Annotated in this window: 19 protein-coding genes, 2 pseudogenes and 1 riboswitch; of the genes and pseudogenes, 12 read left to right on the forward strand and 9 right to left on the reverse strand. The window is 62.1% G+C overall.

Annotated elements, in window-relative coordinates:
• Positions 1-21: 21 nt before the first annotated feature.
• The 3 genes from ACF2JD_RS01190 to ACF2JD_RS01200 form a co-directional block, all read right to left on the reverse strand.
• A complete protein-coding gene (locus ACF2JD_RS01190) occupies positions 22-585 on the reverse strand; it encodes a pyridoxamine 5'-phosphate oxidase family protein (protein ID WP_290028566.1) in 564 nt (187 codons plus the stop codon).
• A gap of 29 nt (positions 586-614) precedes the next feature.
• Positions 615-2,042, reverse strand: coding sequence for a sodium:proton antiporter NhaD (gene nhaD / locus ACF2JD_RS01195; protein ID WP_395948625.1), 1,428 nt, complete (start codon positions 2,040-2,042; stop codon positions 615-617).
• Positions 2,043-2,274: 232 nt separating this feature from the next.
• Entirely contained in the window at positions 2,275-2,748 is a 474-nt protein-coding gene (locus ACF2JD_RS01200; protein ID WP_025326602.1) for a DUF4357 domain-containing protein, read from the reverse strand.
• Between the two features lie 155 nt (positions 2,749-2,903).
• On the opposite strand from ACF2JD_RS01200, the gene ACF2JD_RS01205 reads away from it, so the two are divergent.
• The 5 genes and pseudogenes from ACF2JD_RS01205 to ACF2JD_RS01225 all read left to right on the forward strand — a co-directional run bounded on the left by ACF2JD_RS01205 (position 2,904) and on the right by ACF2JD_RS01225 (position 8,746).
• Positions 2,904-3,578, forward strand: a complete 675-nt coding sequence (locus ACF2JD_RS01205) for an ATP-binding cassette domain-containing protein (RefSeq protein ID WP_440986590.1) — start codon at positions 2,904-2,906, stop codon at positions 3,576-3,578.
• A 21-nt stretch (positions 3,579-3,599) separates the two neighbouring features.
• A pseudogene (locus tag ACF2JD_RS01210) lies at positions 3,600-6,025 on the forward strand (FtsX-like permease family protein).
• Positions 6,022-7,089: a lipocalin-like domain-containing protein gene (locus ACF2JD_RS01215; RefSeq protein WP_440986591.1), complete on the forward strand. Its 1,068-nt coding sequence runs from the start codon at positions 6,022-6,024 to the stop codon at positions 7,087-7,089. The pseudogene ACF2JD_RS01210 and the gene ACF2JD_RS01215 overlap by 4 nt, the downstream one beginning before the upstream one ends.
• Before the next feature lie 275 nt (positions 7,090-7,364).
• On the forward strand, positions 7,365-7,970 hold the full coding sequence (locus ACF2JD_RS01220) for an Abi-alpha family protein (protein WP_440986592.1): 606 nt from the start codon (positions 7,365-7,367) through the stop codon (positions 7,968-7,970).
• A gap of 86 nt (positions 7,971-8,056) precedes the next feature.
• Positions 8,057-8,746 (forward strand): restriction endonuclease, encoded by a 690-nt coding sequence (locus ACF2JD_RS01225; protein WP_440986593.1) that lies wholly within the window; start codon positions 8,057-8,059, stop codon positions 8,744-8,746.
• A gap of 177 nt (positions 8,747-8,923) precedes the next feature.
• Here the strand turns inward: ACF2JD_RS01225 and ACF2JD_RS01230 are convergent, their stop codons facing one another.
• Positions 8,924-9,712, reverse strand: coding sequence for an alpha/beta fold hydrolase (locus tag ACF2JD_RS01230; protein WP_404835169.1), 789 nt, complete (start codon positions 9,710-9,712; stop codon positions 8,924-8,926).
• Between the two features lie 109 nt (positions 9,713-9,821).
• On the opposite strand from ACF2JD_RS01230, the gene ACF2JD_RS01235 reads away from it, so the two are divergent.
• Genes ACF2JD_RS01235 through ACF2JD_RS01245 form a run of 3 tightly spaced genes read left to right on the forward strand, consistent with a single transcriptional unit; the run spans position 9,822 to position 11,082 of the window.
• On the forward strand, positions 9,822-10,193 hold the full coding sequence (locus tag ACF2JD_RS01235; protein ID WP_111912337.1) for an MmcQ/YjbR family DNA-binding protein: 372 nt from the start codon (positions 9,822-9,824) through the stop codon (positions 10,191-10,193).
• Between the two features lie 5 nt (positions 10,194-10,198).
• On the forward strand, positions 10,199-10,735 hold the full coding sequence (locus tag ACF2JD_RS01240) for a GNAT family N-acetyltransferase (protein ID WP_440986594.1): 537 nt from the start codon (positions 10,199-10,201) through the stop codon (positions 10,733-10,735).
• Between the two features lie 11 nt (positions 10,736-10,746).
• Entirely contained in the window at positions 10,747-11,082 is a 336-nt protein-coding gene (locus ACF2JD_RS01245) for a DUF3802 family protein (protein WP_106887973.1), read from the forward strand.
• Between the two features lie 278 nt (positions 11,083-11,360).
• Here the strand turns inward: ACF2JD_RS01245 and msrA are convergent, their stop codons facing one another.
• Complete coding sequence (gene msrA / locus ACF2JD_RS01250) at positions 11,361-11,996, reverse strand: peptide-methionine (S)-S-oxide reductase MsrA (protein WP_440986595.1); 636 nt, start codon at positions 11,994-11,996, stop codon at positions 11,361-11,363.
• A gap of 252 nt (positions 11,997-12,248) precedes the next feature.
• Here msrA and argA point away from each other — a divergent pair, with 252 nt between their 5' ends.
• Positions 12,249-13,577, forward strand: coding sequence for an amino-acid N-acetyltransferase (gene argA / locus ACF2JD_RS01255; RefSeq protein ID WP_025326593.1), 1,329 nt, complete (start codon positions 12,249-12,251; stop codon positions 13,575-13,577).
• Between the two features lie 108 nt (positions 13,578-13,685).
• A riboswitch (Lysine riboswitch) is annotated at positions 13,686-13,907 on the forward strand.
• An 86-nt stretch (positions 13,908-13,993) separates the two neighbouring features.
• A complete protein-coding gene (gene lysC / locus ACF2JD_RS01260; protein WP_025326592.1) occupies positions 13,994-15,346 on the forward strand; it encodes a lysine-sensitive aspartokinase 3 in 1,353 nt (450 codons plus the stop codon).
• 136 nt (positions 15,347-15,482) lie between these two features.
• Here the strand turns inward: lysC and ACF2JD_RS01265 are convergent, their stop codons facing one another.
• Positions 15,483-16,577 (reverse strand): hypothetical protein, encoded by a 1,095-nt coding sequence (locus ACF2JD_RS01265; protein ID WP_440986596.1) that lies wholly within the window; start codon positions 16,575-16,577, stop codon positions 15,483-15,485.
• Between the two features lie 244 nt (positions 16,578-16,821).
• Between ACF2JD_RS01265 and ACF2JD_RS01270 the strand changes: the two are divergent.
• Positions 16,822-19,081 (forward strand): annotated as a pseudogene (locus tag ACF2JD_RS01270) (LTA synthase family protein).
• A gap of 202 nt (positions 19,082-19,283) precedes the next feature.
• On the opposite strand, the gene ACF2JD_RS01275 reads toward ACF2JD_RS01270, so the two are convergent.
• Together ACF2JD_RS01275 and ACF2JD_RS01280 are read right to left on the reverse strand one after the other, a co-directional pair.
• Entirely contained in the window at positions 19,284-20,294 is a 1,011-nt protein-coding gene (locus ACF2JD_RS01275; protein WP_440986597.1) for an LD-carboxypeptidase, read from the reverse strand.
• 324 nt (positions 20,295-20,618) lie between these two features.
• Complete coding sequence (locus ACF2JD_RS01280; protein WP_025326589.1) at positions 20,619-20,936, reverse strand: heavy metal-binding domain-containing protein; 318 nt, start codon at positions 20,934-20,936, stop codon at positions 20,619-20,621.
• Between the two features lie 253 nt (positions 20,937-21,189).
• Between ACF2JD_RS01280 and ACF2JD_RS01285 the strand changes: the two genes are divergently transcribed.
• Positions 21,190-22,380, forward strand: coding sequence for an outer membrane protein transport protein (locus ACF2JD_RS01285; protein ID WP_440986868.1), 1,191 nt, complete (start codon positions 21,190-21,192; stop codon positions 22,378-22,380).
• 84 nt (positions 22,381-22,464) lie between these two features.
• Here ACF2JD_RS01285 and ACF2JD_RS01290 read toward each other — a convergent pair whose 3' ends face one another.
• The gene (locus ACF2JD_RS01290; RefSeq protein WP_139744328.1) at positions 22,465-23,757 is read right to left on the reverse strand and encodes an NAD(P)/FAD-dependent oxidoreductase; all 1,293 of its coding nucleotides are present in this window, start codon (positions 23,755-23,757) and stop codon (positions 22,465-22,467) included.
• Positions 23,758-23,803 lie beyond the last annotated feature (46 nt).

Raw genomic sequence — 23,803 nt, forward strand, 5'->3', positions numbered from 1 at the left:
TTGCATCAGGGACGCGGCTCCTCAGGCGTCTGCTGGCAAGCCGCTGCGGGCCAGGATCTCGCTCTCCACGCCATCCAGGCTCAGCTGATTCTTCTTGCGCCAGTAGGCCTCTATGCCCTCCTTGCCCTGGCGGGCCGACCAGTTGGCGAGATCCTCCCTGTCCCCCTGGTAGTCAAACAGGGGCACCGACATGCCGCAGGAGGTCTGGACCCGTTCAATGTCGAGCAGGAAGATCTGGCGGGCCGCCACGCTGGCCGGGAAGCGCGCCAGGGCCGTCTCCCAGTCCGGGTCACCCCGGTGCAGCACCCGCGCCTGACCATAGGCCCGCAGTATCATGGGCGCCCCCTCGAAGGCGCAGAACATCACCGTCATGCGCGGGTTCTGCAACACATGGGCCGCCGACTCGTTGCCGCTGCCGGTCAGGTTGAGCCAGGCCAGGGTATGGGCATCGAGAATGCGCAACGAATCCCCGCCCTTGGGGGAGAGGTTGACCGTGCCCTCCGCCGCCGTGCCGACAAAATAGATCTTCTGCGCCTCGATAAAGGCCACATGGCGCGGCGAGAGCGCCTCGAACAGTTGTCCCATAGTCCCTTCCCTTGCAATCTTCATGGTGCTCAGAACAGGGCGCTGTTGAGCCACAGATGCGCCCCTATGCTGACCATATAGCCAAGCAAAATGGCAGGCAACCACTTGAGATGGCCAACGAAGGTATACATGCCCCTGGCCTGCCCCATCAGGGCCACACCGGCGGCGGAGCCGATGGAGAGCAGGCTGCCCCCCACCCCCGTGGTCAGGGTCACCAGCAGCCACTGCCCGGTCGACATCTGCGGCTCCATCGACAACACGGCGAACATCACCGGAATGTTGTCGATGACGGAGGAGAGCAGGCCTATGACCACATTGGCCTGGGTCGGATCCCCCTGATAGAGGAGCTGGGACGCCAGCGCCAGATACCCCATGAAGCTGAGCCCGCCGACGCACATCACCACCCCGTAGAAGAAGAGCAGGGTGTCCCACTCCGCCTTGGCAATCTTGTTGAACACGTCGAACGGCACTATGGAGCCGAGGCGCAGCAGCCGCGCCTCGTCACCGGTGCGCTCATAGAGGGCGCGCTCTCGCGCCAGGACACCAGGCTGGGTCTTGCGCAGGTAGAAGCCGAAAAATTGCAGATAGCCCAGCCCCGTCATCATGCCGAGCACCGGGGGCAGTTGCAGGAAGTGATGGCAGGCGACGGCTGTCCCTATGGTGAGGAGGAAGAGCAGCACTATGGTGGCGGCCCCGCGCCTGAGCGTCACCTCCTCGTCCAGCACCCTGGGGGCATGGCGCGGCACCATCAGGCTCATCAGGAGGGCCGGGATCAGGAAGTTGAGCAGGCCGGGGATGAAGAGCGCGAAGAACTGGCCGAAGGGCACCTTGCCCGCCTGCCACACCATCAGGGTGGTGATGTCGCCGAAGGGGCTGAAGGCGCCGCCGGCATTGGCCGCCACTACGATGTTGATGCAGGCCAGGTTGATGAAGCGGCGATCCTCGTTGGCCACATTGAGCACCACTGTGCACATCAGGAGCGCAGTGGTGAGGTTGTCCACTACGGGGGAGATGAAGAAGGCCAGGAACCCGGTGAGCCAGAACAGGGTGCGCAGGCTGAGCCCGGCCCGCACCAGGCGGGCGCGCAGGGCGGCAAACAGCAGCCTGTCCTCCATGGCGTTGATGTAGGTCATGGCCACCAGCAGGAACAGCATCAACTCCCCGTATTCCAGCAGGTTTTGCCTAAACCCCTCGTGGGCCAGGGGGCTCAGCCCCGCGTCCGCATAGACGACGCCAATGGCTATCCAGATGATGCCGGCGGCGATCAGCACCGGCTTGGATTTTCGCAGCTTCAGGTACTCTTCGGCCATCACCAGGAGGTAGGCGAGCACGAAGATGACGAGGGCAAAGAGGCCGACGCCGCTGTGGGTCAGAGCAAGGGGGCCGCCCTCGGCCAGGGCGGGGCCACAAAACAGGCAGAGCCCGGACAAGGGGGCAAGGCGTGAGGATCCAGACATGAGTGCGCGTCTCTTGAGAACTGTCTGGCATTGAGGCTAGCAGCGGACAGGGAAGTCACCCTCAAAAGCTCACCCGGCCGGGCAGGTTCATCCAGGTCAATGAGGGTGTATGCACTGTTTTGCCATCCATTGTTGCCCGCCTCGGCCGGGCAGGCGGCGTGGCTCAAGGGGATCAGGGGGATTTTTTGCCAAAGCCGGATTGCTTGAGGGTGTAGCCGGCGCTGTTTTGCCATCAGGGGGATTTTTTGCCGAAACCGGATTGCTTGAGGGTGTAGCCGGCACTGTTTTGCCAGGCGTCCAACCCGCTTCTGTTGTTGCCCGCCACCAGACTGGCTGCCAGGCTCGGGCTGTTGAACAGCTGATCGGCGCTGAACACGAAGCCCCCCTCGGCTCGGGGCACAAGCACCCCCTTGGCCAGCAGCTCCTGGCGCAGCTCGATCACCGCCTCGCGCAGGGAGGCGGCATCCTCGCCGTTGGCGGTGGAACCCGCCTGCACCATGAAGCCGGGGTTCTGCCGCTTGCCCACCGGATAGCCATGGGCCTCGGCCCCCTTGCCGTTGAAGTGGTAGAGCTCGCGCTCGCCGGGCTTGTTGTCGGAGAGCGCCTTTTGCAGGGTCATCAGCTCGTTGTAGATATCGATGGGGACCACGGCAGCCTGCTTGGCCCCCTTGCTGTCGACGATAAAACTGACTTGCTTGTGTAACATCCTTGCTCATCCTGTGACCCATGGAAGCCCCTATTCTAACCACCTCTGGCAAGCGGGATCCAGCAAGGATCCTCATCCCTTTTGCAGGCGCGATCACTAACTGGCATAGTAGTGACTGACATTGTGAAAGCCATTGGCCATCAACCGGTTATCCCATGCTGAATCTGCACAACCTCGGTAAACACTTCGCCAACGGCGGTGAGACGCCCCCCCTGTTTGCCGGGCTGGATCTCAAGCTAAACCCCGGCGAAACCTGTCTGCTGCTGGGGCAGAGCGGCTGTGGCAAGTCCACTCTGCTCAACCTCATTGCCGGTCTCATCCCCCCGGATGAGGGGGAGATCTGGCTGGGAGAGACCCGGCTCGACACCCAGTCACCGGACGAGCGGGCCCGCCTGCGCGGCCGGCATTTTGGCATCGTCTATCAGGACTTCAACCTGCTGCCGACCCTCACTGTGCTGGAAAACCTCTGCCTGCCCCTGGAGATAAACCACCTTCCCCGCGACATGGCGCGCCTCGATGCCCTGCTCGAACGCCTGGGGATGAGCCACAAGCGCCACGCCTGGCCGGAGCAGCTCTCCGGCGGCCAGCGCCAACGGGTAGCCCTGGCCCGGGCCCTGGTTCACCAGCCAAAGTGGCTGCTCGCTGACGAGCCCACCGGCAGCCTCGATGAACACAACGCCGAGCAGGTGATGGGGCTGATGATGGCGGCGGTGCGCGATACCGGCGCAGGCCTCTTGCTGGTGAGCCACAACCCCGGCTATGGCGCCCTGGCAGACAGGGTGCTGCGCCTGGAAGGGGGGCAGTTGCTCGAGGCCGGACCCCATGGGTGACGCCCGCCGCTGGTATGCATCATGCTGCCGCTGAAGGCGCTGCTGCGCCTCTATCGCGCCCACCCCTGGCTGCTCCTGATGAGCCTGGCCGGGCTCATGCTGGGGGTCACCCTGGTGGTGGCCATCGAGCTTTTGAACCACAGCGCCCGCACCAATTTCGTCGCCGCCCGCAGCCAGCTCGCGGGGGAAGCGAACTACCGCCTGGCCCCGAGCGGTGGCCTGGATGAGGGGCTCTACGTTCGGCTGGTGCGAAGCCAGCCGGATCTTGACGCCATGCCCCAGTTGCACGCCTGGCTCAAGGATGAGCAGGGGCGCAGCTTCCAGCTGCTGGGGATGGATCTCTTCAACCCGGGCCCCCTGCGCCGACTCTTTGGCGAGCAGCCGGGGCGCGAACCCGACTTCCCCCTGAGCCGCGCCGACAGCGTTTGGCTCTCGGCCCCCGAGGCCAAACGCCTCGGCTGGTCGCCGGGGCAGTCGCGGAGCTTTATGTTGGGCGGCGGTGAGGCGGACAGCGCCCGTACGCTCACCCTCACCCTCGCGGGTACCTTCGAGCCGGGCGCCGTCCCCATGGAGCGGCTGCTGGTCACCGACATAGGCCTGGCCCAACCCCTGCTTGGCAAGGCAGGAAGGCTGGATCGCATCGTCTTCAAGTTAAGCGACGAAGAGGCCAATGCCTTGCAAAGGGCGCTGCAAACCTATTACCCCCATCAGCCGCTCTGGTTCGAACCCATCAGCCCTGCCCTCGATGCCAGCCAGCTCGGGGATGCCCTGGCCCTCAACCTCAGCGCCCTCTCCCTGCTCGCCATGGCGGTGGGATTGTTTCTGGTGTTCAACGCCCAGCGCTTCGTGCAGAGCGTGCGCCGCCCCCAGCTCGCCCAGCTCATCATCCTGGGGATGCCGCCAAGCCGGGTACTCCGCTATCTGGCCCTGGAGCTGCTCATTCTCGCCACCATAGGCACCCTGCTCGGGCTGCTGCTGGGCAGCCTCTTGGCGCTGGCCCTCATGGGACACCTCACCCAGGCGCTGGCAGACCTTTATGGCCCCAATCCCATCGACCTGCTGCGCCTCTCCCCGACCAGCCTCATCAAGGCGCTGCTGATAGGCCTGGCTGGCACCCTTGCCGCCAACCTCCCCGGCTGGTGGCAGTTGCTGCGCCAATCCCCTCTTGAACTGCGGGAGGGGAGCAGCCGCCCGCCGGTTCATCCCTGGCGCAGGCGTCTGCTCGCCATCGCCATACTGTTGCTCTGCGCCCTCTGCCTCTTGTTGCCGCAGACCGGCCTGGGGGGCGCCCTCTTCGTGGCCGGAGGCTGGCTGCTCGCCATGGCCCTCGCCCTGCCCGATGCCCTGCGCGCTCTGCTGGGGCGGCTGCGCGGGCACGGCCCCCTCAGCGTCCGGCTCGGGGTGGCCGAGACCCAATACCATCTGGATCGCACCGCCATCGCCGTGATGGCGCTGCAACTTGCCATAGCCGCGGCCATCGGCATCGGGGTCATGGTGTCGAGCTTTCGTTCGAGCGTGGAGATCTGGCTCGGCCAGCGGCTCGCCGCCGACCTCTATGTCAGCGCCCCCAAGGGGGTGGCAGGCAGCAGAGGCCAGCTGAGCGAGCAGACCCTGACCGCCATACTCGCCGAGCCAGAAGTGAGCGCCGCCTCGCGCCGCGCCGTGCATCCCGCCCGCTGGCAGGGGCAGCCCATCGAGTGGGCGCAGATGGACTTTATCCCCGAGCTCAAGGCCGCCTATCCCTTGCTGGCCGGGCGCTGGCCCGCCGCGCCCGACGAGGTGCTGGCGAGCGAGCCGCTCACGGTGCGCCTCGGGGTCAGAGTGGGTCAGACCCTGGATGTAACGAGCGAAGGGGAGCCAAGGGCCCTCACCGTCACTGGCGTCTATCAGGATTACGGCAGCGACAAGGGGCAGATACTGCACGCCTTCGAAGGGGGCGCGGTGCAATCCCTCGCCCTCTTCAGCACGGAGACCCCGAGGGCCTAAGCGATCGGCTGCGTGCCCGTTTTGGCGAGCGGGTGAACCTGCTGCCCGCCCCCGCCATCCACGCCGCGGCGCTCAAGGTGTTCGATCAGACCTTTGTGGTGACCGAGCTGCTGAAATTGCTGATCCTCGGCATCGCCTTCGTCGGCATCGGCTCCGCCTTCATGGTGCTGGGGCGGGCCCGCCGTGGCGAGTTGCAGACCCTGCAGAGCCTTGGGATAGGCCCCCGCCACTGCCGCCGCCTGCTGGTGTGGCAGGGGGCGGGATTGGGGCTGCTCACGGCGCTCCTGGCCCTGCCGGTGGGCTATGGCCTCGCCTGGGTGCTGATTGAGGTGGTCAACCCCCGCGCCTTTGGCTGGCGCCTCGCCTTCGAAGCCGCCCCCTTGCACGCTGTCACGGCGCTCTTGCTCGCCCCCCTGTGCGGGGCGCTCGCCTCCTGGTATGCCGCAAGGAGAGTGGTATGAAATTGAGTTGGAAGTGGCCGTTGATGATCGCCTGCATCCTCCATGGCGCTGCGGTCGGTGCCAGCGATCTGGGCACCCTGCTCGGGGGCGGCGGCGATCAGTTCAGGAAGGCCCTGCCCGGCCAGCCCATCCGCCTGCCCGCCGATCACGGCGCCCACCCCGACTACAGATCCGAGTGGTGGTATCTCACCGGCAACCTGAAAGACGAGCAGGGGCGCGACTACGGCATGCAGTGGACCCTCTTTCGGCAGGGTATCGAGCAGGAGTTCACCTCGGACAACCCCTGGCTCAGCCCCCAGCTCTGGCTGGCCCAGTTCGCCATCACGGATCTCGCCCGTGGTACCCACCGCCAGGATGAGCGCACCAGCCGCCAGGGGCCGGGGCTCGCCGGGGCCAGCGGCGGCGAATATTGGCTAAGAGAGTGGCGGCTGGCCTCTCAAGGCGATGCGCTCTTCCCCGCCACCTTGAAGGTGCAGAGCAAGATGGGTGAGCTGAACCTCGAGGTGAGCGCCGCCAAGCCGGCGGTGCTGCAGGGCAAAGCGGGTTACAGCGAGAAGAGCCCGGGCAACGCCTCCTTCTACTACTCCTACCCGCGCCTGACACTGAGCGGCACTTTGACCCTGGAGGGGGAGACCCGCAATGTCACGGGCCAGGGCTGGTTCGATCACGAGTGGAGCAGCTCGGTACTGGCCCAGTGGCAGTCGGGCTGGGACTGGTTTTCCCTGCAACTTGCCGATGGCCGCGAGCTGATGCTGTTTCGCCTGCGCACCAAAGCGGGCCGCCCCGAACCCGAGAACCGCTACGGCATCTTGATCGACAAGGATGGCAGCAGCCGGGTGCTCGCCCCCGACAGCATCAGCCTCACCCCGGGCAAGACCTGGCGCGGCCCCAAGGGTCAGCCCTACCCCATCGAGTGGCAGCTTAAGGCCGCCGATATCAATCTAACCATCCGTGCCCGCCAACCCAATCAGGCCATGACGGGGCGTTTTGACTATTGGGAGGGGGCTGTGACTGTGGGGGGAGATGCGCAAGGGCTGGGCTACTTGGAGATGACGGGGTATTGAGCACCTTGGAATCTGATCGGCGTCAAAAAGCCATTCAAATTCCTAGCTTTGAGTGATTTTTTACTCTGCAGACTGGTGGGTGCTTGATACCATTTCCCAGTGGGTCCTTTGTTGCCTTGCAATATATATTTTATTACTTTGGCTTGTAAGTCCAACAAAAAATCCGCGAAAATCTGATTACGCTTTGTGAATCGGACCTACCGATATAACGAATTCCGTTTATTTAGGTGTTCATAATAAAAGGCATTATAATAATTCAGAGGGTATATATGGACGTGCTTAAGAACATACCGAAGGAAGTCTGGGGAGCGACGATTGATATCGTAAACAAGTTAATATTTCCAATTACGGCTACAACAGTTGGCATTGGGAAACTAATCGAGCATAAGTTCAATACGTTAAATGAAGTCCAAAAAATCATTGCTGAACAGACACTTCGAGAAGCGACAGAAAAAGTAAGGAATTCTGGCGTTCGAGATTTTAGTTTTGTTGTAGTGAAACCTCAAGTAATTTACACTGTATTAGAAAACTCCGACAGCCAATCTGATGATTTCATTCGGTCGTTGTGGGCTAACCTTACAGCTAGGGAAATGAGTGAAGGGAGTATTCATCCTGAAATAGCGAGGACGTTTTCAAAACTGACGGCACCTGATTTAGTAGTACTATCTGAACTTCACTCAAAAAGCTCCTCTGTAACTAAGCTCATTTTCCAAGCCCTTGCATCTACTTATACACTTGGTATTGCTAGAGATCCAAAATCATTCCATCATGTATATTTGTCTGACTTAGGGCTAATTACGGATGTTTCTGGTAAGTGGTTTGTCACAACAAAAGGAAAAGAACTAATGAGATGCATAGCAGAGCTGAAAAAAACTTTTTAACAAAAAAGATAGACTCTCAATAGTTTTAATTAATCGCTAATGTAATCTTTAGAGCAAAGCCAAAGCTGTTAATCGGTGATTATAAAATGAAAGATTGGAAAAAATATCAAGAGGACACTGCCGAATATTTCCGTTCCATAGGATTAGACGCGAGAACAGATGTATCCGTGAAAGGGGTAAGAACCAGTCATGATGTAGATGTATATGTCACCTCTCATTTTGAAGGGTTTGATGTAATATGGATTGTTGAATGTAAGTATTGGCAGAAGCCAGTGAATAAGTTGCATATTTTGGCCCTCAGGGAAATAGTGGCAGATATTGGTGCGGATAGGGGCATATTGTTATCCGAGTCTGGATTTCAAAGTGGTGCTTTTGAAGCAGCTCAAATGACAAATGTGCAGTTAGCATCACTTACAGAATTAAAGATTAATTCGAGTAAAGCGATATACTCTATGCGATTCAGAGAGTTGTTAGATCGTGTTTTATCATGCAAGGATAGGTATTGGAATTTGTCTAAATCGACTCGCATAGAACATGGCCTACGATCAGCATATGGAGAGCATGATTATTCTGGTGACAATATAATAAAGTTTTGTTCTGAGGCACTATCACGATCTTTCAAAAATGAATATCCATTACGTAGCGAAGATCCATTGACTTTCTTCATGTTCAATAAATACGGAGAAATTAAATCTCCAGAACGAGTGATTGAAATTATTGAGCCATTAGTTTTTGAACTTGAAAATAAAATAAAAAAAGCAGAGGAGTCAAAATAGAGTCGTAGGTTAGATCAGCAAAGCATAATCTGACGTTAAAGCCCCCTTAAAATTGAGACTATAAAATTCACATTTAAATATCGGAGCTTGGATGAAAATGATTCTGCCGAAAAAAGACTTTTCTTTCATGTACTTTCAATTGAACTCCCTAAACCCAACCTTCCCCCATTAAATAGCTTAGGCCGCGACCGTCTGGCTAGACAAAAACGCCAACGACTGTCTATTAAAGTGCTCCGGCTGCTCCACATTGCAGACATGGCCGCAGTTTTCGATGATCTCGAGCTGGCTGTAGGGGTCTCGGGCGACCTGCTCCCGTACCGGGGCGATAAACATATGGTCCTCCTCCCCCATCAGGTAGAGGGTCGGGATCGGCAGGGCGCGCTCCTTGAAGTAGCGCATCAAGGGGTTCACCTCGGTGGCGAGGCGGAACCAGCGTTTGAACTCCTTCTGGCACAATTTCCGGGCCTCGCGCACGAAGAGGTTGCGGGACTCCTGATGGTGCTGGCGCGGCATGATGATGAAGGCGAACAAGCGGTAGAGCCACATGTAGGGCAGTATGTGCTGGCCGACCCGACCAAGCTGCACCAGCACCCGGGAGCGAATGTCGAGGCGCAGTATGGCGCCGCCGAGCACCATGCTCTTGACCCGCTCGGGGCAGAGCTCGGCCAGGTGGCGAATGAGGATGGTGCCAAGGGAGATGCCGACAAAATGGGCGCGGGGAATGCGCAGGTGATCGAGCAGGCGCAGTATGTCCTCGGTCACGGCCCTGAAGCTGTAGTGTCCCTTGACCACCTGTTGCAACTGGTTGGATTGGCCGTGGCCGCGAAGATCGAGCAGCAGCACGTTGAAGTGCTCCCGGTAGGCGCGCAGTTGCTTGAACCAGATGGAGGAGCTGCCGCCGGCACCGTGCACGAACACCACCCAATCCCGCTCGGGGCCAAGCTCAAAGGTCTTGTGGTACAACATCTTATGGGCTCCCGGGGGGGTTGGGGGATATACTCGGCGGGCATATTAACAGAAGGGGCGCCCCGCTGAATATGCTGCCACCCATCATCGGACCAGCATGGAGTCTTGTATGAGCCTTGCATCGTTACGTGAATTTCTGCTAAGCCAGCCCGGCGCCACCGAGGATACCCCCTTTGGCCCAGAGATCCTGGTCTATCGCATCGCCGGCAAGATGTTCGCCCTGGTGGACTGGCAGGCAGAGCCGCTGACCATCAACCTCAAATGCGAGCCCGAACTCGCCCTGCTGCTGCGAGAGATACACCCCGAAGTGAAACCCGGCTGGCACATGAACAAGCAGCACTGGAATACGGTGACCCTGAGCGAGAGCCTCGACGCCGAGCTCTGGCAGGGCTGGATTGAACACTCCTACCAGCGCGTGGTGGCGGGCTTGCCCAAGGCCAAGCGGCCGCAGGCGCCGACCTTATCAGCAAAGGCAGGATAACAGCCATGCCGCAGATACAAAAAACCGCGCCCGCCCGGATCAGGCCCCTGAGGGAGCAGCACATCCCCGCCCTGCTCGCCCTGTTCGAGCAGTCGGTGCGCCGCCTGGGCCCGGAGCACTACAGCCCGGAGCAGGTGGAGCAATGGGCCCAGGGCGCCCGTCATCCGGGTCTCGCCAGCCAGCTGCGCGAGCACCACGGCTGGGTCATGGAGCAGGAGGGCATGCCCCTTGGCTTTGTCACCTTAAGCGATGACGGCCACCTCAGCCTGCTCTATGTGAGCGCGGATCATCCGCGCCAGGGGCTCGGCGGCCTGCTGCTGGAGCGGGCCTTGCAGGCGGCCAGCCAGCTGGGCCTGCACAGCCTGACCACGGAGGCCAGCGCCTTCAGCCTCGCGCTCTTTCTGCGCCATGGTTTCGAGCAGGCCGGATTGGAAACCGTGGAGCGCGGCGGGGTCAGTTTTGTCCGCCATCGCCTCTACTGCCGCTTGCCAAGCCAGGGCCAGCCACTAAAATACCCACCATTTCCCCAAAGCAATGAATGAAGGCAGCCATCATGGTGGTAGAGAGCGACGGTTATATTGCGCTGATCGAGTATCTGGTAGAGAGTCTGGGCCTGTTCGAGAGCCAGCAGCAGGGCACGGGCACCCAGACCATTGAGGATCTGGTGAGCAACCGGGTGGCCGACAACCTCATGGCCATCTGCGAGCAGAACCCCCAGCTCGACCCCAAGGTGCGTTTCATGATCATGCAGGAGGCCGACGCCGTGGTGGCCGATCTGGAGGAGGTGCTCTCCGCCGTCTGGCTGCGGGCGCCCACCCCGGCCCAGCACGCCTTCCTCGATGAGTTCATCGATCTCATCAAGAACCTGTTCGACAGCACCATCGGCTAGTCCCCTCCCCGCGGCCGCATGGCCCGCAAAGATCCGCAAAATGAAAAGGGCCGCCTCAAAGGGCAGCCCTGCTTGCTATCACTTCCGATTCATCGCGCTTGTCAGTTGAATGAATATCGAGGCAAGAAATGTGTCTGGTCTTGGCTGCCGTCCATGGTAGCTACCCTGATTAGTCTGCCGAGGTTGGGTTAAGTTCCCGGTCGTGACGCTTTTTTTAATATTTCTTTCAAAAAAACGAAACAGGGGCCTAATGGCCCCTGTTTTATCCAGGCTGCGCCTCAGCGGTTCAGGCTGGGCGGCAGGCAGACGCCAATGCCCCCCAGGCCGCAATAGCCTTCCGGGTTCTTCTCCAGATATTGCTGATGGTAATCCTCGGCGTAGTAGAAGGGCGCCAGCGGCAGGATCCGGGTGGTGATGGCACGGGCATCGCCGCTCGCCATCATGGCCTGCTGATAGGCCGCCAGGCTCTGCTGGGCGATGGCCTCCTGGGTTTCATCCCCATAGAAGATCACCGAGCGGTACTGGGTGCCGATGTCGCCGCCCTGGCGCATGCCCTGGGCCGGATCGTGCTGCTCCCAGAACAACTTGAGCAGATCGCCATAGCTGATGACCTTGGGGTCAAACACCACCTGCACCGTCTCCGCATGACCGGTCAGGCCGCTGCACACCTCCTTGTAGGTGGGGTTCGGCGTCAGGCCCCCCTGATAACCGGCGGCGGTGGAATAGACGCCGGGCTGCTGCCAGAACAGCAGGCGCTCCACGCCCCAGAAACAGCCCATGCCAAACCAGGCCAGCTCCATCCCCTCGGGCCAGGGGCCCTGGGTCGGGTGGCCGTTGACGGCATGCTGCTGGCCGATCGCCAGCGCTTCCCGTCGTCCCGGCAGGGCCTCTGCCGGTGAAATAATCTGCTCCATATGCCCTGTCCTTGAATAAAATCCCGCGCGAGGCGGCTGACGAAAAGGAACCCCGAAGATAACAGGTTATGAGCCCGGATCAACCAAGGCGGCCCCTTCAGCGGGCTGACCGCCGCCCGGCTCGCCCAGGCGCAGGGTGCCTGCGGCTGGTCAAAATGGCGGCACAAAACAGCAAAACCAATATTTAGTCTTGATTTGTGAATTTATTTTCATATATTGAGCAAATTGCTGCTTTTTTATGGAACGAAACACGTGCGTGAACGCGAACCCAGCCTGGTCCATGCCTTTCGGCAATCCACCCCCTATGTCAACGTGCACCGGGGTGCCACCTTCGTGCTGATGATGGGCGGGGAAGCCATCTGTCACCCCAACTTTGCCAACATAGTGAGCGACATCGCCCTGCTGCAGACGCTCGGCATTCGCCTGGTGCTAGTGTTTGGCTCGCGTCCGCAAAACGACGAGGCGCTGGCCCGTGCCGGCATCGAGGCCCAGTACCACAGACGGATCCGGGTCACCGACGATCAGAGCTTCGCCATCATCAAGCAGGTGTGCGGCGGCCTGCAATACGACATCACCGCCCAGCTCTCCATGGGGCTGGCCAACACCCCCATGCAGGGGGCGCGCATCAGCGTGGTGAGCGGCAACTTCGTCACCGCCCAGCCCCTCGGGGTGGAAGATGGTATCGACTACTGCCACAGCGGCCGGGTGCGGCGCATCGACGTGGAGGGGATCACCCGCCAGCTGGATCAGCATGGCCTGGTGCTCATCTCCCCCATCGGCTGCTCGGTCACCGGCGAGAGCTTCAACCTGAGCTCGGAAGAGGTGGCGCGCCGGGTGGCGGTGGATCTGAAAGCCGACAAACTCATCTGCTTCAGCAGCACCCAGGGGGTGATGAACAGGCAGGGCGTGGCCATCTCCGAGCTCTTCCCCGAACAGGCCGAGGAGCTGCTGGTGGAGCTGGAGCAGGCGGGCGAGGAGATGTCCGGCACCGCCCGCTACCTGCGCGCGGCCATCGCCTCCTGCCGCGGCGGCGTGCCGCGCTCCCACCTGGTGAGCTATCAGGATGACGGTGCCATGCTGCAGGAGCTGTTCAGCCGCGAGGGGCTCGGCACCCAGATAGTGCGCGAGAGCGCCGAGCGGGCGCGGGCCGCCACCATAGAGGACATCGGCGGCATCCTGGACCTCATCCGGCCGCTGGAGGAGGAAGGCATCTTGGTGCGCCGCTCCCGCGAGCAGCTGGAGATGGAGATAGACAAGTTCACCATCATAGAGCGCGACGGCCTGATCATCGGCTGCGCGGCGCTCTACTGCTTCATGGAAGAAGCCATGGCCGAGATGGCCTGCGTCGCCATCCATCCCGAGTACCGCAACTCCAACCGGGGGGATCAGCTGGTGGCCAAGGTGGCCGAGCGGGCCAAGCGGCTCGGCATCCGCCGCTTGTTCGTGCTCACTACCCGCTCCATCCACTGGTTCCGGGAGCGGGGCTTCGATCCCCTGGAAGTGGAAGATCTGCCGGTGGCGCGCCAGCGCCTCTACAACTGGCAGCGTCGCTCCAAGGTTTTGTCCAAGACGATTTCGTAACTGATTGATCTTGTGCCTGGTTGTTGCCAATTGTGTACTTTTTTACAAACTCGATTGACAGTGCAATCCAGTGCAGGGTATTTCTACATGCACGCCACCTTCCGAGGTGGCACCAGAAGAGGAGCGCTGCCCAGGCAGCCCAAGGGAGGACACCAGAGTCCGGTGAACTTGGGTCAGGGGGAGCAGCGCCGAGACGAGTGAGGCAACTGGATACCTCAACGTCGGCTGCGGGGGCTGAATCCCCCGGGTTGTCATCGGTCGTGTGCATCCCACAGGCATCCAGCAGGATCCTTGTGGGATGGGCACCGCGGATGGAGTGCTTCTGGCCGGGATCCTTACGTTTTCCTGCCATTTTCTGCCTCCTCCTCTCTTTTGCCCGATGAAACCGGATTTTCACCTTGAGACAGGAGTATGCAATGAACCCGATCAACGTCGCCAAGTTTGGCGGAACCAGTGTCGCCGATGCCGCGGCCATGAACCATTGCGCCGACGTGGTGCTGGCCAATCCGGCGACCCGGGTGGTGGTTCTGAGCGCCAGCGCCGGTGTCACCAACCTGCTGGTGAGCCTGGCCCAGGGTGAACTGGACGAAGCCGGGCAGGATGCCCAGCTCGACAAGTTGACCGGGATCCAGCAAGCCATACTGACGGCGCTCGGCAACCCGGGCGAAGTGAGCGCGCTCATTCACGCCCAGCTCGGCGACATTCGCACCATGGCCCGCCAGGCCTGCCAGCACACGGACGCCGAGCTGGCAGACCGCCTCATCGCCTGCGGCGAGCTGATGTCCACCCGCCTCTTCACCGAGCTGCTGCACCAGCGGGGCATCAAGGCCCAGTGGCAGGACGCGCGCCAGCTGCTGCGCACCGACAGCCGCTTTGGCAAGGCGACCGTGGATCTCGCCGCCACCCGCACCCTCTGCCAAGCCACGCTGGGCCCGCTGCTCGGTGACAGCCTGGTCATCACCCAGGGCTTCATCGGCGCCGATGCCGATGGCCGCACCACTACCCTGGGCCGGGGCGGCTCCGACTACAGCGCGGCCCTGCTCGCCGAGGCGCTGGACGCAGGCAGCATAGAGATCTGGACCGACGTGCCCGGCATCTACACCACGGATCCGCGCCTGGTCACCCGGGCCCGCCCCATCCCCGAGATCAGCTTTGTGGAGGCGGCCGAGATGGCCACCTTCGGTGCCAAGGTACTGCACCCGGCCACCCTGCAACCCGCCCTGCGCCAGGACATTCCGGTGTTCGTCGGCTCCGCCAGGGATCCCGCGGCCGGTGGCACCTGGATCCGCGCCAGCACCGAGACCAGCCCGCTGTTTCGCGCCGTGGCCCTGCGCCGCCAGCAGGTGCTGGTCACCCTGCACAGCCTCAACATGTTCCACGCCTACGGCTTTTTGGCGGAGGTGTTCGGCATCCTGGCCCGTCACCGCATCTCGGTGGATCTCATCACCACCTCGGAGGTGAGCGTCTCCCTGACCCTGGATCACACCGGCAGCCAGAGCAACGGCGAGCCCATCCTGGGCGACAAGGTGCTGGCGGAGCTCGGCCAGCTGTGCAAGGTGGAGGTGGAGACCGACTTCGCGCTGGTGGCCCTCATCGGCAACCGCATGAGCGAGGCCGCCGGGGTGGGCAGCCGGGTGTTCGACGCCATTCGCGAGCACAACATCCGGATGATCTGCTACGGCGCCAGCGCCCACAACCTCTGCTTCCTGGTGAAAGAGAGCGAGGCGGGCAACATAGTCAACCGCCTCCACCAGGAGCTGCTCGACTGAGCCTGACGAAACCTGGCCAGACCCTTCTCCCCCTGGGGCAGAAGGGTCTGGTATCGGGGGAAGGCCATGGCGCCAGAAGCTATACCAACGAAGAGGGGCGCCCATGCGCCCCTCTTGTCACTCTGTCATCCCCATGTCAGCGCGCAGGCTGGCTGGTCCGGGTCGGCAACAGGTTGGCCCGGATCTGCTCGCGCAGCCCCCCCAGCCGTTGCAACAGCGCCGCCTGGTTGAGACCGGCCTCATCAAATCCCAGGTTATCGGCCAGCGCCGGGAATTGATCCCGCACCGCCTGCTCCAGCCAGTCGAGGCGGCGCAGGGTCACAGGGCCGCAGCTCTTGCCGCTGAGATCGTCCAGAATGTCGAGCCGGTGGCTGCGATACATGTCGCGCCACCAGTTGGCGGCGAGCGCCTGCTCGCTTGCCAGCGCCGCACTCCACTCCCCCACCAGCCCCTGCATCCGGGCCAGCACGGGGGCGCTGGCCCCCTCCCGTGACAGATATTGCAACTCCCCCTTCGCCCAGGCGAGGCAGAGCTCGCGCCAGTGGCGAAACAGCGGCAGGGGGTCTGCCTCCTCCAGCCAGAGCCCGGACAGGGTGCGGGTCTCCAGCCGCTCAGCCACATGAAATGCCGGATCGGTGAGGCCGTTGGAGTTGAACTCGTGCAGGGGATCGAAGGGCCACATGTAGCCAAAGTCGAACACCGAGATCTGCTGGCCGTCGTCGAGCAGGTTGCCCGGGCTCGGATCCCAGTCAAACCAGCCCCAGCGGGCCAGTTCGGCCTCCACCGCCAGCATCTGCGCCAGGTTGCGCTCATTGAGCCTGCGCACCGGGTCTCCCCTCAGCCAGGGGGAGACCAGCACCCCGGCGCGGGCGGAGCCGAAGCTGGTGCAGACCACGTTGGAGAGTATGGTGGGGTGCAATTCTCGCAGGCTCTCTATCTCCCGGCGCCGCTCCAGCTCGGTGAGAAAGGCGGTCTTGCCGTCGACGTTGGCCACCAGGGAGTCTGGCCGGCAGCGCTTCAGGCACCAGTGATGGCCCTCCACCTTGAGGTGGAACACCTCGGCGGTGAGCCCCTGACCATAGACCTTGACGACGTCCGGGTGATCCTCGGTCAGCTTTGTCAGCTGGGCCAGGGGCAACGGGCAGTCGCGCTCGCGCCCGATCCGGATTCCTTCCTCGCTCTCCAGCATGCGCAGCAATCTGGCCTGACGCGCCATCACTTTAGGATTCATACATGTACCTCCTGTCGCTATTGAGAGCCTAACAGCGCTCCCCTCCCAGGCCAGCGGCAAAACCCCATGATGACGCTTTCATCACATATTCCGTGCAACCCCTCGATCGGGATCACAATTTGCAGGGTTGAACAGTAACCAAATATTCATTAAACGGTCATTAAATTGACAAGCTGGAACAAGGCCCGCACCATCGGGTCAAAACCTATACGGATGCAGCGTTGCTCCCTCACTCGCTCAAAGGATGAGCCCATATGACCGTCCCTCCTCAGGCCGCCAACCGGTCCTGAGTCTGCCCTCTGTGGTACTCGCTCTGCTAGGCGGATTGCTGCTGCTGACCCTGCTGTTGCCGCTGGATCCCGGCAGCTGGCTGGGAAGGCCAACCGCTGGTGTTGGGGCCTGCCGACAATCCGCTGGCCACCCTCAGCCGCCACGCCCTGCTCTATAAAAGCGACAGCCGTGGCCTCTATCTGGTGGTGCGCAGTCAGTGGCAGTTGCGGGGGCCGCTGCAAGCGGGGGACAAGGTGCGGGTGGAGCTGCTCAACGACAAGGGCGAGCGGATCGATCAGCTCAGTCAGGCGGTGGATAAACGTCAGGTGTGCCGTAACAACCGCTGCACCCTGGATCTCAACAGCACCCTGCGTGCCCCGGACGATGCGCTGGATAGCCGCTATCAACTGCGCATTGGCCTGCTGCTGGCAAAGATCGCCCCGAGAGCGGCGATTTCAGCCAGATCCTGCAAACCCTGCCGGAGCAAGGCTTCAACCTCACCTATCTGGTGACCAGCCTCTCTGGTGTGCTGGCCCTGAGCGCCGCCGTGCTGAAACCTGCTGCCGCGGCTGCGCCGCAGCTACCGCTCCCGGGTGCTGGGCAGCCTGCTGCTCGGCAACCTCACCTTCGTGCTGCTGCACGGCTTCGTGGTGTTCAAGCTGGGGGAGTTTCTGCTCTGGTCCGGCTTTAGGCCCGAGCACTACTACCTCGCCTGGGGCAGCATGGTGCTGGGCTGGAGCCTCTGCGCCCTGGCGGGCTTCAACCTCTATATGGGGCTGGTCTTTACGGCACTTTCGGGCATAGGCCTGCTGGCAAACTTCATGAAGATAGCCATCTACGGGGTGCCCCTTGGGGGGGACGATCTCGGCAACCTGATGGCCCTGCTGCACATACTGCTCGATCAACACCCCGTGCTGCCGGTACTGGCCGTGCTGGGGCTCTTGTTCCTGTGCTGGCGCTTCGCCCTGTCTCGCTGGATCCTGCGCACGGCCGCAGCTACCGCCGCCTTCTTCGCGCTCTGCGTGTTCGCCACCCAGACCGGCAACAAGCTGCTGGGGGCCAACATCCGCTACGTGGACAGGGCGGTCAACTACCACAGGGACATCATCCGCGCCGGTCCCGGCCTCTACCTGTTCAACCTGGTGGATGAGATGCTGCAAAGCGGCAACATCTTCCGCTACCCCTTGCAGATCAACGAGCGCACCCCCGAGCTCAGCCAGCCGGCACCGGGCCAGCCGCCCCGCTTCGATCTGGTGATAGTGCTGCAATATGAGTCGCTCTGGCTCGACTGGCAGGGCAAGATCTGCGCCCCCGCCCCCACCCTCTCCCTGCCCGCCGACGTGGCCCAGTGGCACAAGACCATCCACTCCCCCACCACAGGGGGCATGACGGTGCTGGCGGAGTTCGAGATGAACACCGGCCTGCCGGTGGGTCTGCTCAAGCAGGGGGTGGTGCCCTACTACTACCTCTCGGACAAGGTGCCCGGCCTTGCCAGGAGCGCCAGGCAGAACGGCTACCAGACCCTGTTCGCCCACCCCTATGTGGAGAAGTTCTGGGGCCGCGCCAAGGCGATCCCGGCCCTCGGCTACGAGGAGCGCTGGTTCGACACCCGCTTCACCACGCTTGAACATAAAGGGCTCTACATCTCGGACGATGCCCTCATCGATCACCTGATCAGACGCAGCGAGCAGGATGACAAGCCGCTGTTCGCCTACGCGGTCACCATGCAGGGGCACGGCCCCTTCGACGGGGATCGCTACCGGGCCCAGCAGATCGACAGGGCCTGCCCGGATCAGAGCCCGGCGGACAGGCAGTTGCTCAACACCTACTACACAGGGGTGGTGGACGCCATGGCCTCCCTGGAGCGGCTGCTCAAGACGCTCGATCGCTCCGGCAAGCGCTACCTGGTGGTGGCCTTCGGGGATCACCAGCCCTTCCTGATGTCGGCGGGCAAGAACATCCATGGCGCCAAGCCGCCCCGGGATGCCCCCTACCAGATCCCCATGATGGCCTTCACCCGCAACGACGGCGCCATCACGCTCGATCGCCAGTTCGCCCCGGTGCGCCAGCTCTACCAGATGGGACAGGCCACCCGAGCGCTGCTGGCAGGGGACTTCACCCCCATAGAGGACAAGCCCGTGCTCCATCCGGTGCTGGGGGAGGAGAAGGGCTTCGACCCCTCCCCCCTGGTGCCGCAGATCCGCGCCAGCTTCCGGGCCGATGTATTACCTTGAGATCAATAAACATTTAAGAGACGGGGGCCGCAGATCCTTGCCACACCTTCCGGGCCGATGCATTACCCTGAGATCAATAAACATTGAAGAGATGGGGGCCGCAGATCCTTGCAATACCTTCAGGGCCTATGCCCTGCCCTGATCCCTGACCTGAGAAAGTGAAAGAGGCCGCAACTGCGGCCTCTTTGCATTTCTCTGGCGACTAACGGAGCCAGGACTCGCACAGGGTAAGGGTCTGCCTGTCGAGATCCAGTTCGGCCTCTATGCCGAGCGGCACCGTCAGCATGGGGTGAGTGTGGGCACAGTCGAACTCCGCCAGTATGGGGAAGCCGGGCTCCCCCACCACCTCCAGCAGGATATCGAGGGGCCGCCGGCCGCTGCCCTGGCTGTCGAACAGCTCGTGTTTGCCGAGGATGAGCGCGCCTATGCGGTCGAACACCCCGCACAGTTTGAGGTGGGCAAACGAACGCTCCACCGTCTCTGCCAAATGGAGGCTGTCTTCCAGCAGCAGAATATCCCCTTGCAGGATGGTCGGCATATAAGGAGAGCCCCAGATCCCCGCCAGGGTGTTGAGGTTGCCGCCCATCAGCCGTCCCCGCACCCGGCCGCTGCCCACCGAGACAAGCCGGTTAGGCTGGCACAACTTGGCCCGGCTCTGGTTTTCCCAATCCAGCCGCTCGTCGGTCCAGTGGGTTGGGGTCGGCAGGGTATGAGGTGCGCTGGCCTCCCTCGCCAGACAGATCTGGCGAAAACCCGCCAGGGTCTCGTCCACCAGCGGCGGGAGCTCGCCAAAGGAGGCCACCAGTGCCGGGCCATAGAAGGTAACCAAACCGGTCTGGGCGTGGATGCCGAGCAGCAGGGCCGTCACGTCCGAATAGCCGACGATGATCTTGGGATCCTCTCTCAGCGCCTCGTAGTCCACATAGGGCAACAGGGAGTTTGAGTTGCTGCCGCCAATCACCGACATGATTGCGCGCACCTCTGGATCCCGGATGAGGGCATTGAGCTCGGCGGCCCGCGCCGCTATGGAGCCGGAGCGCCAGTGATCCCGCTCCCCGGTCAGGCTGCCCGCCTTGAGCCTGACACCTTGCCCTTCCAAAAACGCCCTGGCACGTTCGAATCGCCGGGGAGCCCAGGCGGTGGCCGCGCTGGAGGGAGAGAAGAAGCCTATAGTATCGCCGGGTTTGAGCCCAGCGGGCTTGCGCAGTGCCATGGATGACAGTCGCTCCTGAGAGTCTGGGGGCCGGGATCCCCATGATCCGGCATAAGGCTCCATCCTAATCCAGGTGTTTTCATCCCGACAAGGGCTGACTGGCACCGGGCAGGCCGTTTTTTGTTTAGATAAATCAAACGACATAACCAGGTTGGACAGAAAAATTAAACAATATTCCCGGCCCGGGGCCTCCCCCTCATCTCCAGCCCTTCTCCCGCAAGGTGAGAAGGGTGAATCGCCCCCCATACCATAGGAGTGCCGCGCCCAATAAAAAAGCCGACCTCGGGGTCGGCTTGCTGCGGGCGGCCAGGGGGCAAAGGCGAGCTAGATCACCACGGCGGTGCCGCTGATGCTCACCATCAGCATGCTGCCGTTCTGGCCCACCACCTCGTAGTCGATGTCGATGCCGACCACGGCGTTGGCACCCAGGGCCTGGGCACGCTCCTTGAGCTCCTCGAAGGCGATCTCCCGGGCCCGGGCCAGCTCCTTTTCGTAGGCACCGGAGCGGCCACCTATGATGTCGCGGATGCCGGCGAACAGGTCCTTGAAGATGTTGGCACCCAGGATGGCTTCACCCACGACTATGCCGCGGTATTCACGAATGGCCTTGCCTTCCAGGGTGGGGGTGGTTGAGAGGATCATGAGGTCTCCTGTGGGTTCAATAGGATGCGCTGGGCACCGTTGCCGCCATGGTAGCAAGGCGAAGACCAAAGCATAACCCCGCCTTGCCGGGGACAGCGGGAGACGCCGCGCACCCGGAGCGAACAAGTGATTGATTCAGCATCCAAAGTGCCATCTATACTGCCTGTGTCGCGGATCTTTTCCCCCTTTTACAGATGCATCTGGCACTTGCAGGAGGGGGCCGATCCTCCGGATTGATGGGAGAGGGACCTTGATGAAACGAACGCTGCTGCTGTTGCCACTGGCCACCTTGCTGAGCGCCCCCACCGAGGGTGCCGGCCTCTATCTGTACGAAACCGGCACCAATGATCTCGGGCTCGCCTCCGCCGGCATGGCCGCCAGGGCCCAGGATGCCACTGTGCAGCTGGTGAATCCCGCTGGCCTGAGCCACCTGGAGGGGCGCCACCTTACCCTGGGCGGGCAACTGCTCTACGGGGATGTGCCCTACGATCTGGACGATCCCGCCGAGGGAGATGTCGATACCGTCATCGGCTGGTTCCCCGCAGCCTCCGCCTACTACAGCCAGCAGCTCGATGAGCGCTGGTCGGCGGGCCTGGCGCTCTATGGCAACTTCGGGCTGGGACTGGATTTTGGCGACTGGGCCGGCAAGCAGCTCATCAAGGAGGCCACCCTGATCGGCCTCACCCTGCAGCCATCCATTGCCTATCGCGTCGACGAGCACTGGTCGCTCGGGGCCGGGGTCGGCATCAACTACGGCCTGTTCGCCCTCACCCGGGAGGGCAGTGGCGGGGAGCAGAAGCAGGACGACAGTGACTGGGCCCTCAATGCCAAGCTGGGGCTGCTCTATGAGTGGAACCCGGGAAGCCGCGTCGGGCTGGGCTATGCCAGCGAGGTGACCTATCACTTCGACATAGGCCGCGACATCACCTTCTCGCGCCCCAATCTGCCCGGGATCAGCGCCACCATCCCCCTCTCCGGCATGGTCAACAGCCCCCAACAGTTGATGGTGAGCGCCTTTCACACCTTCGCCCACGACTGGGCCATCATGGGCAATCTGGGCTGGCAGGACTGGAGCCGCTACAACGACAACCAGGTCGCCGTCTTTGACCGCACCTCCTCAGAGAAGGGGCTCTATCAGGACAGCTACCACCTGGCGGTCGGGCTCCAGCACGATCTGACGCCGCAGTGGACCCTCAATGGCGGCGTGGCCTACGACAGCAGTGCCTATCGGGATCAGAGCCACACCTCCCTGACGGTGCCGAGCGGCAGTGCGCTGCGCCTCGGCACAGGAGTTATCTATGCGTTCAACGCCCAGGAGACCCTGGGGGCCGGTTTTGAGTACATACACATGGAGAGCGCCAGCGTCGATGAAAGATCCCTCTCAGGTCACTATCCCACCCCGGCGCTCTACTTCTTCGCCGTGAACTACGGCAAGCGCTTCTAGGCAGCCCCCTCTTGGACCATAAAAAAAGGAGAGGCCTGGCCTCTCCTTGTCGTTTGTCTTGTGCTTGCCACTCAAGGCACAGGCTTAGTGCAGCTTCATGCTCGGGCGCAGCACCCGGTTGATGCGGCCCACCAGCATGATGAGGCCGGTCTTGATGTAGCCGTGCAGGGCGACCTGGTGCATCCGGTACAGGGAGATGTAGACGATGCGGGCGATGTAACCTTCCACCATCATGGAGCCGCGCATCAGGTTGCCCATCAGGCTGCCCACTGTGGAGAAGCGGCTGAGGGACACCAGGGAGCCGTGGTCGTGGTAGAGGTAGGGCTTCATCTCGCCGCCGTTCATCTTGGCCAGGATGTTCTTGAACGCCTGGGTCGCCATCTGGTGGGCGGACTGGGCGCGGGGCGGCACGAACTTGCCGTCCGGCTGCGGGCAGGCGGCGCAGTCGCCGATGACGAAGATGTTCTCGTCACGGGTGGTCTGCAGGGTCTCTTTGACCACCAGCTGGTTGATGCGGTTGGTCTCGAGGCCGGCGATCTCCTTCATGAAGTCCGGTGCCTTGATGCCCGCGGCCCACACCATGAGGTCTGCTTCAATCAGCTCCCCATCCTTGGTGTGCAGCCCATCGCTAGTGGCTTCGGTGATCATGGTGGCGGTGCGCACGTCCACGCCGAGCTTGACCAGCTCCTGGTGGGCGGAGCCGCTGATGCGCTCAGGCAGCGCCGGCAGTATGCGGGGGCCCGCTTCCACCAGCGTCACCTTGAGGCTGTCGGTGGTGAGGTTCTTGAAGCCGTAGGCATAGAGCTGCTCCACCGCGTTGTAGAGCTCGGCGGAAAGCTCGACGCCGGTGGCGCCGCCACCCACGATGGCGATCTTCACCTTGTCACCGGGCTTGTATTCGGTGGCGAACTGCAGGAAGCGGTTCATCATGCTGTTGTAGAAGCGATGCGCCTGGGAGGGGCTGTCCAGGAAGATGCAGTGATCCTTGATGCCCTTGGTGTTGAAGTCGTTGGAGACAGAACCTATGGCCATCACCAGCACGTCGTAAGCCAGTTCCCGCTCGTTGACCACCAGGGCGCCGCTCTCGTCGTGGATAGGCGCCAGCACTATGCGTTTCTCGTCGCGCTTGATGTCGGTCAGGCTGCCGAGCTGGAATTCGAAGCCGTGGTTCTTGGCGTGGGACTGGTAGCTCAGGGCGTCGATGCCCGCATCCATGGAGCCGGTGGCCACTTCGTGCAGCAGGGGCTTCCACAGGTGGGTGCGGTTGCGATCCACCAGGGTGATCCTGGCCTTGTTCTTCTTGCCCAGCTTGCGGCCCAGGCTGGTCGCGAGCTCGAGACCGCCGGCGCCACCGCCTACAACGACAATATTCATCATGATGATTTTCCTTGGTTCCTCAAAACGAAAGGGAGCCATTGGCTCC

Source organism: Aeromonas ichthyocola, assembly GCF_046087985.1.
Classification (GTDB): domain Bacteria; phylum Pseudomonadota; class Gammaproteobacteria; order Enterobacterales; family Aeromonadaceae; genus Aeromonas; species Aeromonas rivipollensis.